This window comes from Nocardioides eburneus (genome assembly GCF_040838215.1).
Taxonomy (GTDB): Bacteria; Actinomycetota; Actinomycetes; order Propionibacteriales; family Nocardioidaceae; genus Nocardioides; species Nocardioides eburneus.
Map to the genome: position 1 here is coordinate 89,247 of NZ_JBFPJR010000005.1, position 14,317 is coordinate 103,563.

A 14,317-nucleotide genomic window follows, 5' to 3' on the forward strand; every position below is an offset into this window, starting at 1 on the left:
GGAGTCATGGTCAAGAGCAAGGTCGGCAAGACGGTCGGCACATTGGGTGAGTACCTCAAGGAGCAGCGCATCTCGGCGCAGATGTCCCTGCGCCAGCTCGCTGACCAGGCAGGAGTCTCCAACCCCTACCTCAGTCAGATCGAGCGCGGACTGCGCAAGCCATCGGCCGAGGTCCTCCAGCAGATCGCCAAGGCGCTGCGCATCTCCGCGGAGCAGGTCTACATCCGCGCCGGGATCCTCAGCCCTGACGAAGGCGTCGGCAGCTCGGTCGAGCTCGCCGTGCTCGGCGACTCCCGCCTGACCGAGCGTCAGAAGCGCTCGCTCCTCGACGTCTACCAGTCCTTCCTCGCTCTCAACGGTCGCGCCAACGACGACAGCGACACGACCGACACCACCACCACGGACCCGACCACCCCGCAAGGAGAGATCTGAATGCCCAAGCTGCCCAAGTTCGAGATCCCGAAGCCGTCGCTTCCCAAGGCGTCCTTCCCGAAGCTGGAGCTGCCGAAGCTCCCCAAGGCCGAGCTCCCGAAGCTGCCGAAGACCGAGCTGCCCAAGCTCGACGTCGCCGTGCCGGTCAAGCCGCTCTACGCCGGTGCCGGCGTCGCGGAGGTGGCCTACGCCGCGGTGAAGGAGTACGCCGTCGGCGTGCAGAAGAAGGTCGTGAGCTACCGCGGTGACGCCACCGCGAAGTACGCCGACGTCAAGCAGACCGTGATCTCCTTCGAGCCCAAGGCGCTCCCCGCCAAGGCGAAGCAGTCGTACGCCGAGTTCGCCGGCACCTCGAAGAAGACCGTCACCGAGCTGCAGGCCGACGCCCGCGCCCTCCCGGCCAAGGCCAAGGCCAAGCTGGACGAGACCACGAGCACGGTCACCGACACCTACGACGACCTGGCCAAGCGCGGCGAGGTCTTCGTCGCCAAGCTCCGCGGCAAGCCGGCTCCCCAGGCGCCGGTCGCGAAGCCGGCGGCGAAGAAGGCTCCGGCGACCAAGACGGTCGCCAAGAAGGCCCCCGCGACCAAGACGGCCGCGAAGAAGGCCCCGGCCACCAAGACGGCCGCGAAGAAGGCTCCGGCCAAGAAGGCGCCGGCGAAGACCGCCGCCGCGAAGTCGACCCCGGCGAAGACCACCGCGTCGGCCGCCACGAAGGCGCCGGCTGCCAAGGCGCCGGCGGCCAAGGCTCCGGCCGCCAAGCCCGCCGAGCAGCCGAAGAACGACTGACCCGCTGCTCCACCACGCACGAGGCCCGCTCCGATCGGAGCGGGCCTCGTCTGCGTGTGCCGGGGCGTGGTGCCAAATCCCCTGCCAACCGGGGAAATGCGCTGCGGTCAGTAGGCGCCGCGGCTGCCGAGCACCGCGCCGACCGTGCGGCCGAGGATCGAGAGGTCCTGGAGCATCGACCAGTTGTCGACGTAGTAGAGGTCGAGCCGAACCGAGTCCTCGACGGAGAGGTCGTTGCGACCCGAGACCTGCCACAGGCCGGTCATCCCGGGGCGGACCCGCAGGCGGCGGTGGAGGACGTCGTCGTAGAGAGCCACCTCGGCCGGCACCTGGGGACGCGGGCCGACCAGGCTCATGTCGCCGAGGAGCACGTTGAAGAGCTGCGGCAGCTCGTCGATCGAGAAGCGGCGCAGCCACTTGCCGGGCCGGGTGATGCGTGGGTCGTCCTTCATCTTGAAGAGCAGCGCGCTGGTGCCCTGCTCCTGCTGAAGGCTGGCGACGAGCGCTTCGGCGTTGACCACCATGGTGCGGAACTTGAAGCAGCCGAACTCCTGGCCGTCCCTCCCCACGCGAGTCTGGCGGAAGAAGACCGGGCCGCCGTCGTACAACTTCACGCGGAGCGCGGCGTAGGCGATCAGGGGGAACGCGGCGAGCAGGATCAGGCCGGAGCCGACGATGTCGAAGGAGCGCTTCGCCCAGCGGGTCGCCTTCGCCCAGCGCGGTCCCTCGAGGTGGACGAGCGGGAGGCCGCCGACCGGGCGGACCCGGACGCGGTCGCCGGAGACGTCGGTGACGGCGGGGGCGACGACGAGCTGGACATCGTGCTGCTCGAGGTCCCAGAGCAGCTGACGCAGCTCGGTGGAGGAGTACGGCAGGCCGCCGGCCACGAAGACGACGTCGGTGTCGGTGCACCACTCGGGCAGGGCGCTGATGTCCTGGGCGCGGGCCAGTACGGGGACGCCGGACGGGGTCTCGGAGGCCTCGAAGCCGGTCGGGACGACGGCACCGACGATGCTGTAGCCGACCCACCGCTCGCGGCGTACGACGGCCGCGATGTCGTCGACCTGCTTGGGGCCGCCGACGATGAGGACCCGCTCCTGCAGGACGCCGCGGGCGCGGGCCTGGTGGAGGAGGCGGCGCAGCACGACGCGGCCGGCGAAGAGGGCCGGGAGGCCGACGACGAAGGCGAGCGCGAAGAAGCCGCGGGAGAGCGAGAACTTCGCGAGGTAGCAGCCGACGCCGACGAAGCCGGCGGCATACATGCTGGCGTGGAAGACCCGCTTGAACTCGTCCGCGCCGGCGCCGAACACGTCGCTGCGGTAGGCGCCGAGGGCCCACAGCAGCGCCACCCAGCAGACGACCAGGAGGGGGCCGACCGTCGTGACGCTCGAGGACACGTCGGTGGCGCTGCGGAAGATGGGGAGGTGGTGGCGACCCAGGACCGCGAGCAGGCACGCCGCGACCATGACCGCGAGGTCGATGACGAAGGCGCTCAGCGGAACGTAACGAACCGCGCGGCTGGGGCTGGTCGAAACCGGCCGCTCGAGCCGCTCTGACAAGACCGTCATGCAGTGAGCCCTTAGGAACGAAGTCCACGTCCGACGAAGTCGGAACCTGAGGCCGAACCCCTCTGTCCGGCATGGCTCACGTTAGGTAAAAATCAAGCCTCCGCGCGGGGTTTCTCCGGAATTGGGACCGATCGGTCTGGTCATCTAGACCAGTCGGGCCTCAGGCGGGATAGTCCGCCCCGGCGGCCTGCCGGGCCGCCCAGGCGGTGGCGACCATGCTGCGCAGGTCGTGGCGCATCTCCCACTCCAGGTCGCGGCGGGCGAGGTCGCCCGCGGCGACGATCCGGGCCGGGTCGCCGGGCCGGCGCGGCTTGACCACCGGCTCGAAGTCGATCTCGGTCACCTCGCGGATCGTGTCCATGATCTGCCGGACGCTGGAGCCCTCGCCGGAGCCGAGGTTGTAGACCCGCTCGAGGCCGTGGCCCGCCGCGAGCGCCCGGGCGGCGACGACGTGGGAGTGGGCGAGGTCCGCCACGTGGACGTAGTCGCGCACGCAGGTGCCGTCCGGCGTCGGGTAGTCGTCGCCGTTGATCTGCGGCGTGCGGCCGTGGGCGAGGGCGTCGAAGACCAGCGGGAAGAGGTTGTGAGGGCTCGAGTCGAACAGGTCCGGCCGCCCGGAGCCGACGACGTTGAAGTAGCGCAGGCTGGTGTGGGCGAGGCCGTGCGCGGTCGCGACGTCGGAGATCAGCCACTCGCCGATCAGCTTCGACTCGCCGTACGGGCTCTCCGGGTGGGTCTCGGTCTCCTCCGTGACGAGGTCGACGTCGGGCGTGCCGTACGTCGCCGCGCTGCTGCTGAAGACGAGCTTGTCCACACCGGCGTCGACCATGGCCTCCAGCAGGTTGGCCGTGCCGGTGACGTTGGCGGCGTAGGTGTGCAGCGGCCGGGAGACGCTCACGCCGGCGTACTTGAAACCGGCGAGGTGGATGACGCCCTCGACGTCGTGCTCGGCGAGAACGCCCTCGATGGCGGCGCGGTCGAGGATGCTCGCCTCGACGAACGCCACCTCCTCCGGCACGAACCGGCGGATCCCGGACGAGAGGTCGTCGATCACCACCGGGGTCAGGTCGGCGTCGATCAGCGCCTGCACCACGTGGGCCCCGATGTAGCCCGCACCACCCGTCACCAGCCAACTCATGCGAGTGACCCTATCGGGAGCGGTGTGACACCCAGCGTGCGCCATGGCGCACCGTGAGGGTCACACGGCGGCGGCCTGCGGGGCGCTACTTTCGGGGAGGACGCGGATGGGCTGCGGCGCGAGCGCGACGTGAGTGCGAGGTGACGGGTGGATGCGATGAGGACGCTGGTCGGCGACGGCTCGTATGCGTGGCCGGAGGGGCCGTGGCTGCGGGCCAACATGGTCACGACGGTGGACGGCTCGGCGCAGGGCGCCGACGGGCGCAGCGGGACGATCAACAACGCGGTCGACAAGGAGATCTTCCATCGGCTCCGCGACACCGCCGACGCGATCCTGGTCGGCGCCGGGACGGCGCGCGCCGAGGGCTACGGGCCCGCCGCGACCCCGATCGTGGTCGTCAGCCGCAGCGGGGCGCTGCCCGAGACGATGGCGGACGCACCCGAGGGCTCGGTGCGGCTGGCGCACGGCGGCGACACGGACGACCTGCGCCGGACGATCGCCGGCCTCCACGCCGAGGGGTTCCACCACATCGTCTGCGAGGGCGGGCCGCGGCTGCTCGGCGACCTGCTCCGCGCCGGCCTGGTGGACGAGCTCTGCTCGACCGTCGTCCCGTGCCTCATCGCGGGGGAGGGGCGTCGGATGGTCGTCGGTGACCAGCTCGACGTCGGCCTCGAGCTGGCGGCGCTGATCGAGGCCGATGGCACGCTCCTGGCCCGATGGCTGGTTCGGAAGTGATTCGCCCAGTGGGCGGGTCCCGTTCACCCGAGCAGCCCTGTTGGTCAAGACAACCTCGCTTGACTCCCCGACCGTGACGGCGCTTGACTCCCCGACCGTGAGTGGTACGGGTGTGACGCAAGCGCTGAGCGCGCCACGGCGACGTCGCCGGTTCAGCCTCAAGGAGGCGCTGCTGTTCCTGGCGTTCGTCGGGCCGAACGTCGCCTTGATCGCGGTCTTCACCTACCGGCCGCTGATCGTCAACGTCTACTACTCGACGTTGAAGTGGGACATCAGCTCCGACTTCGCGACCAAGGTCGGGCTCGGGAACTATCGCGAGTTCTTCCGCAGCGGTGAGGCCGGCCACGTCCTGCTCACGACGGCGATCTTCACCGTCGCGACGGTCGGTCTCTCCCTCGCGCTCGGTCTCCTGGTGGCCGTGGCGCTGAACCGCAAGCTTCCCGGGGTCGGGTTCGCCCAGGCGACGGTGTTCGCGCCGTACGTCCTCTCCGGCTTCGCCGTCGCGCTGCTGTGGCTCTACATCTTCGACCCCAACATCGGGGCGCTCGGCGCGATCCTGCGCAGCATCCACCTCACGAGCCCGGACTGGATCAACAACCCGCGGCTCACGCTCGTGATGGTCATCATCGTCTACGTCTGGAAGAACCTCGGCTACGCCGCGGTGATCTATCTGGCCGGTCTGCAGGCAGTGCCCACCGACATCCTGGAGGCCGCCGAGCTCGACGGTGCCAGCGCGATCCGCCGGTTCTTCTCCGTGACGTTCCCGCTGCTCTCGCCGACGACGTTCTTCCTGCTCGTGACCGTGATGCTGAACTCCCTGCAGGCGTTCGACCTGCTGATCGGCCTCGACAAGCTCGGCCACGGCGCCAAGACGCTGATCTTCGATGCCTACCTGACCGGCTTCTATGACGGGGACGCGGGGATGTCCGCGACGATGTCGACGGTCCTGTTCGGCCTGCTGGCGGTCCTCACGCTCTTCCAGCTGGTCTTCCTCGAGCGGAAGGTCCACTACCGATGAACCACCCCACTCGATTCTTGACCTCCTCCGCTTCGCTCCCCCGGCCAACAATCGATCGGGGACCCCGATGAGCGCCCCGATGAGCGCCCCGACCCTCGCCGAGCCGCCCGTGGCGGCGGCGAAGCCGCCGCGTCCTCCCCGGAACCGGCTCCGGCGTGGCCTGAGCCTGCTGGTGCTCCGCGACTACCTGACCCTGCTGGTGGCGGTGCTGGTCGTGCTGCTGCCGCTGGTCTATCTGGGCTTCTCGTCGTTCAAGTCGCCCTCGGACCTCGCGAGCCACCAGTTCACGCTGTTCCCGGACCGATGGGGCACTGACAACTACACCAAGGCGCTCAACGAGCTGCCGTTCGGCCGGTTCTTCCTCAACTCCACGATCGTCACGGTCGTCGGCGCCGGTCTCAAGGTGGTGCTGGCCGTGATGACGGCGTACGGGCTGGTCTTCTGCGAGTTCCCCGGCAAGAAGCTCATCTTCTGGGCCATCCTCGCGACGCTCATGGTGCCGCCCCAGGTGACGGTGCTGCCCAACTACGTGCTCATCTCGGGGATGGGCGGGAGCGACACCTACTGGGGGCTGATCCTGCCGGGGCTCGGCACGGGATTCGGGACCTTCTTGCTGCGGCAGGCCTTCATGCAGCTTCCGCTGGAGGTGCTCGAGGCCGCCGAGCTCGACGGCGCGGGGCACTGGCGCCGCCTGTGGCACCACGTCATCCCCATGGCGGCCCCCAGCATCGCCACGGTCGCGCTCGTCAACGTGGTCTATGAGTGGAACGACTACCTCTGGCCGCTGGTCATCACCAACGACCCGAACATGATGACCCTCGCGCGCGGCATCACCCTGCTGCGCAACAGCGACAACCTGGCGGCGACGGTCGGTCCGATCATGGCCGGCACCGTGATGGTGCTGGTCCCGGTGCTGCTCGTCTTCGCCGTCCTGCAGCGTCACATCGTCAACGGCTTCACCCAGGGCGGGGTCAAAGGCTGATCCTGTCGGATTCGATCACCCACGGAAGGACACGAGCAATGACGCTTCATCTGCCGCAGGGGGCGGGCCCACTCGGGCGCCCGAGTTTCGACCGGCGTCGGTTCCTCGGTCTGGCCGGCCTCGGGATCACGGCGGCAGCACTGTCCGCCTGCGGGGGCGGACCGAGCACCAGCGGCGGTGGCAACACCGCCGGCAAGGTCACGCAGGTCGACTTCGACGGCGTGAAGCCCGCGAAGGAGATCACCTTCTGGACGACCAACCCCGGCGAGTCCGGCCCGGTGACCCACCAGATCATCAAGGCGTTCCAGCAGGAGAACCCCGACATCACCGTCAAGCTGGTGACGGCCGGGGCGGACTATGAGGAGCTGGCCCACAAGCTCGCCACCGTCTCGCGCGGCGGGAAGCTCCCGGACATCGTCAACCTGTCCGACGTGTGGTGGTTCCAGTACATGATGAACGACCAGATCATCCCGCTGGACTCGGCCTTCGACGCGGTCGGCTTCGAGACCGACCAGTACGTCGACTCGCTGCTGGGCGACTACGTCTACAACAAGGCCAGCTGGGCCGTGCCGTGGGCGCGCTCGACGCCGGTCTTCTACTGGAACAAGGACCACTTCGACAAGGCCGGGCTCGACCCGGAGAAGGCACCCGCCACGTGGGACGAGTTCGCCGAGTGGGCGCCGAAGCTGAAGGAGGCCACGGGCAAGAACGCCTTCCAGCTCCCCGCGCTCGCCGGCTACGCCGGCTGGTCGTTCCAGAACAACCTCTGGGGCTGGGGTGGCGGCTGGTCGAAGAAGGACAGCTTCGAGATCACCTGCGACGCCGACGAGTCCGTCGCCGCGATCCAGTTCCTCGCCGACATGCGCTACAAGCACAAGTGGGCGGCCGTGGCCGGCACCGACTCGATCCAGGACCTCGCCGCCGGCGTGGCCTCGGCGACCGTCGGCTCCACCGGCAGCCTCGCCACCGCGCTGAGCCTCGCGAAGGGGTTCGAGATCGGCGTCGGCTTCCTCCCCGGCGGCCCGCAGGCCAAGGGTGGCGCCGACCAGCCGGTCTGCCCGACCGGCGGCTCGGGTGTCGCGATCATGAAGGACATCCCGGTCGAGAACCAGCTCGCGGCCGCGACCTTCATCAAGTTCCTCACCACCCCGGAGAACACGCTCAAGTTCGCCCAGGCGACCGGCTACATGCCCGTCCGCAAGGACGCCGACCCGTCGCAGATCATCAAGAAGACGCCGCAGGCGAAGACCTCGATCGACCAGCTCGCCGCGACCCGGTCGCAGGACTACGCCCGGGTGTTCCTGCCGGGGGCCGACGAGCAGATGGCGGCGACCTGCGATCGGATCCTCAACCAGCACAAGGACGTCGCGGCCGAGCTCGGCAAGCTCAAGACCACCCTCGAGGGGATCTACAACGACAAGGTGAAGCCGAACATCTGATCGCGCGCCTCGCCTCCGCATGTCCGCGTGAGCACCCCCGGTCGTCTCGGCCGGGGGTGCTCTAGGGTCAGCACACGTGACTGACGAGCTTCGAATCGAGCGCCGGGCCGGCGTCGTACGCGTGACGTTCGAGCGGCCGCACCGCCACAACGCCTTCACCCAGGCGATGTACGCCGCCCTCCACGACCTCTGCGACGAGCTCGCCGCGGACGAGTCGACCCGGGTGCTCGTCCTGCAGGGGGCCGGCGGGCGCGCGTTCGCCGCCGGCAACGAGATCTCCGACTTCCTCTCGCAGGACGCGGTCGCCTACGAGGACTGGATCCGCGAGCTGCTGCAGAAGCTCTACGCGCTCCCGCAGGTCACCATCGCCGCCGTCGACGGTGTCTGCGTCGGCGGCGGGCTGGCGGTCGCGACCCACTGCGATCTGCGGGTCGCGACGGCGCACTCGCGCTTCGGCTACCCGATCGCCAAGACGCTCGGCAACGCGCTCGCCGCGCCCATCGTCTATCGCTGCGCCGGCGTCTTCGGCGAGCCGCTCACCCGCGAGATGCTGCTCGCCGCGCGGCTGGTCGGCGCCGACCGGGCCTACGCCGTCGGCGCGCTCACGGCGGTCGCCGCGGACACGGCGGCGCTCGACGAGGAGGTCGCGGCGCTCGTGGACGGCATCCTCCCGCTCTCGCGCGTCACGATCGGGGCGGCGAAGTCCCAGCTCGCCGCGCGCTCCGCGGCCCTTGAGGCCGCTCCCGAGGGCGACGAGGAGCTGCTGCGCGATGTCTACACCGGTCCGGACTTCACCGAGGGCGTCCGCGCGTTCCTCGCCAAGGAGAAGCCCGCGTTTCGCTGAGTGCCGTCGGTTGGTGCTGGGGCTGGGTAATCCGGGACGTTCCGGTCGGTCTACTCCTCAGTAACGGACTCGAACGTCCCGGACTACCTCAGCGCTGCCGCCTCGAGGAGGCTCGGGCCGTACCACGTGATCAGCCGTCCACTGATCAGCTCGGTGGGGGTCCGGGTGAAGGCCTCGGGACCGTCGGTCGCGGTGAAGCGGTAGGGCTCGTCCGGGAGCAGTACGACGTCGGCGCCGGCCGCGTCGAGCTCCTCGAGCGGGACACGGGGATAGCGCGCGCCGTCGGGGTTGCGCACGCGGTCGGCATAGACGTTCTCCCAGCCGAGTCGGCGCAGCAGGTCACCGGTGAAGGTGCGGGCGCCGACGACCATCCACGGATCCCGCCAGATGGGTACGACGACCCGTCGGGTCACGCGGGGGAGCGGACCGCACCACTGGCGTCGCGCGTCGGCGAGCCAGTCCGGCCGGTCCCAGCCGAGGCCGTCGAGGAGCCGCTCCATGGATGCGACCGCGGCCGGGACCGTCTCGATGTCGGTGACCCACACCCGCACGCCGGCCTCGCGGAGCCGTCGGACGTCGAGCTCGCGGTTCTCCTCCTTGTTGGCGACCACGACGTCGGGGGCGAGGGCCCGGATCGCGGCGAGGTCGGGGTTCTTGGTGCCGCGGACCCGCGCGATGTCGCGCGCGGCCAGGTCGGCGGGATGCGTGCACCAGTCCGTCACACCCACCAGGCGGTCTGCCGCGACCGTGGCGAGCGCCTCCGTCAGTGAGGGGACGAGCGACACGACCCGCTGGGCGGGCCGGGGGCCGTCGTACGGGATGCCGAGGTCGTCCGTCATCGGTGGTGCCCCGGTGCGAGCATTCAGCTCAGACGTTGCGGCGGTAGGCGCCGCCGACTTCGAAGAAGGCTTCGGTGACCTGGCCGAGGGTGCAGACTCGGGCGGCGTCCATGAGGACGGCGAAGATGTTGTCGCCGGTGGTGGCGGCCTTCTTGAGCCGGTCGAGGGCTGCGGCGGCTTCGTCGCTGTGGGCGGCCTGGAAGTCGCGGACTCGGCGCAGTTGGCCGGTCTTCTCCTCCTCGGTGGCGCGGGAGAGCGCGAGGGCGGCGTTGGGGTCGGCGTCGTGGGCGACCTCGGGGCGGCGGAAGGTGTTGACGCCGATGATGGGCAGGGAGCCGTCGTGCTTCTTGTGCTCGTAGAGCATGGACTCGTCCTGGATGCGGCCGCGCTGGTAGCCGGTCTCCATGGCGCCCAGGACGCCGCCGCGCTCGGAGATCCGGTCGAACTCCTCGAGCACGGCGCGTTCGACGAGGTCGGTGAGCTCGTCGATGATGAAGGAGCCCTGCAGGGGGTTCTCGTTGAACGCCAGGCCCCATTCCTTGTTGATGATGAGCTGGATGGCCATGGCGCGGCGGACCGACTCCTCGCTGGGGGTGGTGACGGCTTCGTCGTAGGCGTTGGTGTGGAGGCTCTGGGCGTTGTCGTAGATCGCGATGAGGGCCTGCAGGGTGGTGCGGATGTCGTTGAAGTCCATCTCCTGGGCGTGCAGGGAGCGGCCGGAGGTCTGGACGTGGTACTTCAGCTTCTGGGAGCGGTCGGAGGCGCCGTACTTCTCCTTCATGGCGACCGCCCAGATGCGGCGCGCGACGCGGCCGATGACGGAGTATTCGGGGTCCATGCCGTTGGAGAAGAAGAAGGACAGGTTGGGCGCGAAGTCGTCGATGTCCATGCCGCGGGCGAGGTAGGACTCGACGTAGGTGAAGCCGTTGGCGAGGGTGAAGGCGAGCTGGCTGATCGGGTTCGCCCCGGCCTCGGCGATGTGGTAGCCGGAGATCGAGACGGAGTAGAAGTTGCGGACGCCGTGGGCGATGAACCATTCCTGGATGTCGGCCATGCAGCGCAGGGAGAACTCGGTGGAGAACAGGCAGGTGTTCTGGCCCTGGTCCTCCTTGAGGATGTCGGCCTGGACGGTGCCGCGCACGGTCTTGAGGGCTTCGGCGGGGTCGAGGCCGCGTTCGCGGGCCTGGTCGATGACGGTGTTGAGGAAGAACGCCAGGATCGTCGGCGCGGGCCCGTTGATCGTCATCGAGACGCTGGTGGTGGGGGCGAGCAGGTCGAAGCCGTCGTAGAGCGTCTTCATGTCCTCCAGGGTGGCCACCGAGACGCCGCTGGTGCCGACCTTGCCGTAGATGTCGGGGCGCTCGTCGGGGTCGCGGCCGTAGAGGGTGACCGAGTCGAAGGCGGTGGACAGGCGGGTGGCGGGCTGGCCTTCGGAGAGGAGCTTGAAGCGGCGGTTGGTGCGGAACGGGTCGCCCTCGCCGGCGAACATCCGGGCGGGGTCCTCGTTGGTCCGCTTGAACGGGAAGACGCCGGCGGTGTAGGGGAAGCGGCCGGGCAGGTTCTCGCGCCGGAAGAAGCGGACCAGCTCGCCGTGGTCGTCGAACCGGGGGACGGCCACCCGCGGGATCTTGGTGCCCGACAGCGACACCCGGCCGGCGGTCTGGGTGTCGGTGTCGTACGACGCCACCGTCTCCGGCCAGGTCGCGAGCTGCTCCGCGAGGTCGGTGGGGAGGGCGGCCTTCGCCTCGGCCGCGGCCTTTGTCACCGACGCTGAGTCGGGGAGCTCCGCGGCCACGGTCTCGAAGGCCTGGGCACGGCGGGCGGCGACCGCGAGCTCGTCGGTGCGGGCGTGGTAGCCGCGGACGGTCTCGGCGATCTCGGAGAGGTAGCGGACCCGCTCGGGCGGGACGACGGGGTGGATGCCGGAGGAGTGCCTGACCGAGACGGCGGGCAGGACGCCCTCGTCGATCCCGAGACCGCGCTCCGCCAGCACCCCCCTCACATGCTGGTAGAGCGCGGTGACCCCATCGTCATCGAAGGTGGCGGCCGACGTCCCGAAAACGGGCATCTCCTCAGGCGAAGATCCGAACGCCTCGCGGTTGCGCACCAGCTGGCGGCTCACGTCGCGCAGCGCGTCGGCGGCACCACGGCGCTCGAACTTGTTGATCGCCACCACGTCGGCGAAGTCGAGCATGTCGATCTTCTCCAGCTGGCTGGCGGCCCCGAACTCCGGCGTCATGACATAGAGCGACACGTCGACGAACGGCACGATCGCCGCGTCGCCCTGCCCGATGCCGGGCGTCTCCACGATGACCAGGTCGAAGCCCGCGGCCTTCACCACGGTGAGCACGTCGGTGAGGTGCTCGGGAACCTCGTGGGCGCCCCGGGTCGCGAGGCTGCGGTAGTAGACCCGATCGCCGTCGATGGAGTTCATCCGGATCCGGTCGCCCAGCAGCGCCCCGCCGCCCTTGCGCCGGGTCGGGTCGATGGCGATCACCGCGACGCGCAGCTTGTCCTGCTGGTCGGTACGCAGGCGGCGTACGAGCTCGTCGGTCAGGGACGACTTGCCTGAGCCGCCGGTGCCGGTGATGCCGAGGACGGGGACGTCGCGGGCGGCGTCGGTCAGGCGGGCGCGTACGTCGTCGGGCAGCCGCCCCTGCTCCGCGCCGGTGAGGGCGCGGGCGACCGCCGTACGGTCGCCGGCGAGGACCTCGTCGGCGGTCACGGCGTGCTGCGCCCACAGGTCGGCGTCGATGTCACGGACGACCGAGTTGACCATCCCGACCAGGCCGAGGCGCTGACCGTCCTCGGGGGAGAAGATGTGGACTCCGGACTTGGCGAGCCGCTCGATCTCAGCGGGGATGATCACCCCGCCACCGCCACCGACGACCTTGACGTGGTCCGCGCCGCGCTCGCGCAGCGACTGGACGAGATATTCGAAGTACTCGACATGGCCGCCCTGGTAGCTGCTCACCGCGACCGCGTGCGCGTCCTCCTCGACCGCCGCGTCGACCACCTCCTGGACCGACCGGTTGTGGCCGAGGTGGACGACCTCGCAGCCCTGGCTCTGGAAGATCCGCCGCATGATGTTGATCGAGGCGTCATGGCCGTCGAACAGGCTGCTCGCCGTGACGATGCGGACGTGGTGCTGCGGGACATAGAGATCCTGGGTGGCCATCGGCCCTCCATCCAAGGCGAGAAACTAGGAAGTCCAAGTATCTCCAGCATAGGGCGCGCGTCCCCCTCCGTCGAGATGTCGGTTCTGGTCGGTCGAGATGCGGATTGTGGTCGGTCGAGATGCGGATTGTGGCCGTCTCCACCAACCACAACCGCGGTTTCGGCCAACCGAAACCGACATCTCGAGGGGCCGAAACCGACATCTCGACCCGAGGCGGGTCAGCCGACGGTGTCGCCCGCGGAGGAGCGGAGCTCGTCGAGCAGCGTGCGGAGCGTGGCGACCTGGGCGGGCTCGGGGAGACCCGGCTTCTCGAAGATCTCGGTGTTGAGCCCGACCGTGGCGGTCTCGACCGCCTCACGGCCGGCGTCGGTGATCGTGGCGAGGACGACCCGGCGGTCCTGCTCGCCACGGCTGCGGGCGACGTACCCCTGCCGCTCCAGCCGGTCGACGGCGCTCGTTACGGAGGTCGGGTGGACCTGGAGCAGCGAGCCGAGCCGGGTCATCGGCAGCGCACCGGCGCGGGTGAACGCGAGCACGCGCAGGACCTCATAGCGGGCGAAGGAGAGGTCGAGCGGGCGGAGCACGGCATCGATCCGCTCCATCAGCAGCTGGTGGACCCGGACGACCGAGGTCACCATCGCCATGCCGTCGGCGGCGTCGGTCCAGCCGTGGGCGACCCATTGCCGGTGTGCCTCGCGGATCGGGTCCATGCAGGACAGAGTAGGGGCTCCTGTGACACCCAGAGTGCGCCAGGACGCACGCTGGATGTCACACCGCCCTCAGCCGCCCCAGGTGGCGCGGGCGCCCGCGTCCCCGGCGCGGACCAGCACGACCGTCGCGCCGACGGCCACCACGAGCGCGGCGACCATGAGCGCGACCCCGAGCGTGCGTCGTACGACGGAGGCCGACCCGTCCGCGCCGACGAGCACGTCCCGCCCCGGACCGCCCCACCACCACTGGGCGGCCGCGACCACGAACAGCGCGACCGCCCACGGCAGGATCTGCCCGGCCAGCTGCTCGTGGCGCTCGACCAGCGGGCTCTGCTCGGCGCCGAGCGAGCGGGCCAGGTCCTCGCCCGCGCGGGTCGTGACCGGCACGAGCACCAGCACGGCGAGTGCGGCGAGCGGCGTGACGATCCCGAGCCGGCGGCGCGCCGCGGGCCACAGCGTGTGGAGCACGAGCGCGAGCGCCGTGAGTGGGAGGAGCACGACCACCGCGTGCACCAGGAGCGGGTGGGCGGGGATTCCGTCGAAGGTCATGACGTCGACACGGAACGGCGCGCCGCGTGGTTCAGTGGGGGTGTGCGCCCGAGTGAACGTTCGGGCCGTCTGTCCCGTGTCAGGGGCGGAGGTGAT

At 70.0% G+C, this 14,317-nt stretch carries 13 protein-coding genes; 7 read left to right on the plus strand and 6 right to left on the minus strand.

What is annotated here, in order from left to right; all coding sequences use genetic code 11:
* The first annotated feature begins 6 nt into the window (after positions 1-6).
* Together AB3X52_RS04235 and AB3X52_RS04240 are read left to right on the plus strand one after the other, a co-directional pair.
* Positions 7-432, plus strand: a complete 426-nt coding sequence (locus AB3X52_RS04235; protein WP_367991611.1) for a helix-turn-helix domain-containing protein — start codon at positions 7-9, stop codon at positions 430-432.
* Positions 433-1,221: a hypothetical protein gene (locus AB3X52_RS04240; RefSeq protein ID WP_367991613.1), complete on the plus strand. Its 789-nt coding sequence runs from the start codon at positions 433-435 to the stop codon at positions 1,219-1,221. It begins immediately after the preceding gene.
* Positions 1,222-1,328: 107 nt separating this feature from the next.
* Here AB3X52_RS04240 and AB3X52_RS04245 read toward each other — a convergent pair whose 3' ends face one another.
* Complete coding sequence (locus AB3X52_RS04245) at positions 1,329-2,789, minus strand: sugar transferase (RefSeq protein ID WP_367991615.1); 1,461 nt, start codon at positions 2,787-2,789, stop codon at positions 1,329-1,331.
* 160 nt (positions 2,790-2,949) lie between these two features.
* Positions 2,950-3,927, minus strand: a complete 978-nt coding sequence (galE, locus tag AB3X52_RS04250; RefSeq protein WP_367991616.1) for a UDP-glucose 4-epimerase GalE — start codon at positions 3,925-3,927, stop codon at positions 2,950-2,952.
* A gap of 156 nt (positions 3,928-4,083) precedes the next feature.
* Between galE and AB3X52_RS04255 the strand changes: the two genes are divergently transcribed.
* The 5 genes from AB3X52_RS04255 to AB3X52_RS04275 all read left to right on the plus strand — a co-directional run bounded on the left by AB3X52_RS04255 (position 4,084) and on the right by AB3X52_RS04275 (position 8,945).
* On the plus strand, positions 4,084-4,662 hold the full coding sequence (locus AB3X52_RS04255) for a dihydrofolate reductase family protein (RefSeq protein ID WP_367991618.1): 579 nt from the start codon (positions 4,084-4,086) through the stop codon (positions 4,660-4,662).
* A gap of 97 nt (positions 4,663-4,759) precedes the next feature.
* Positions 4,760-5,680 carry a carbohydrate ABC transporter permease gene (locus AB3X52_RS04260; protein WP_367991619.1) on the plus strand — a complete coding sequence of 307 codons (921 nt, stop codon included), beginning with the start codon at positions 4,760-4,762 and terminating at the stop codon, positions 5,678-5,680.
* A gap of 79 nt (positions 5,681-5,759) precedes the next feature.
* Entirely contained in the window at positions 5,760-6,662 is a 903-nt protein-coding gene (locus tag AB3X52_RS04265; protein ID WP_367991620.1) for a carbohydrate ABC transporter permease, read from the plus strand.
* 38 nt (positions 6,663-6,700) lie between these two features.
* Positions 6,701-8,101 (plus strand): ABC transporter substrate-binding protein, encoded by a 1,401-nt coding sequence (locus tag AB3X52_RS04270; protein WP_367991622.1) that lies wholly within the window; start codon positions 6,701-6,703, stop codon positions 8,099-8,101.
* Positions 8,102-8,177: 76 nt separating this feature from the next.
* Positions 8,178-8,945 carry an enoyl-CoA hydratase-related protein gene (locus AB3X52_RS04275; RefSeq protein WP_367991624.1) on the plus strand — a complete coding sequence of 256 codons (768 nt, stop codon included), beginning with the start codon at positions 8,178-8,180 and terminating at the stop codon, positions 8,943-8,945.
* An 83-nt stretch (positions 8,946-9,028) separates the two neighbouring features.
* Here AB3X52_RS04275 and AB3X52_RS04280 read toward each other — a convergent pair whose 3' ends face one another.
* From AB3X52_RS04280 to AB3X52_RS04295, 4 genes are all read right to left on the minus strand, one after another.
* Positions 9,029-9,784, minus strand: a complete 756-nt coding sequence (locus AB3X52_RS04280) for a helical backbone metal receptor (RefSeq protein ID WP_367991626.1) — start codon at positions 9,782-9,784, stop codon at positions 9,029-9,031.
* Positions 9,785-9,812: 28 nt separating this feature from the next.
* Positions 9,813-12,962, minus strand: coding sequence for a fused isobutyryl-CoA mutase/GTPase IcmF (gene icmF / locus AB3X52_RS04285; protein ID WP_367991628.1), 3,150 nt, complete (start codon positions 12,960-12,962; stop codon positions 9,813-9,815).
* A 218-nt stretch (positions 12,963-13,180) separates the two neighbouring features.
* Positions 13,181-13,672 carry a MarR family winged helix-turn-helix transcriptional regulator gene (locus AB3X52_RS04290; RefSeq protein WP_367991630.1) on the minus strand — a complete coding sequence of 164 codons (492 nt, stop codon included), beginning with the start codon at positions 13,670-13,672 and terminating at the stop codon, positions 13,181-13,183.
* A gap of 69 nt (positions 13,673-13,741) precedes the next feature.
* Positions 13,742-14,221 carry a hypothetical protein gene (locus AB3X52_RS04295; protein WP_367991632.1) on the minus strand — a complete coding sequence of 160 codons (480 nt, stop codon included), beginning with the start codon at positions 14,219-14,221 and terminating at the stop codon, positions 13,742-13,744.
* Between the last annotated feature and the right edge of the window lie 96 nt (positions 14,222-14,317).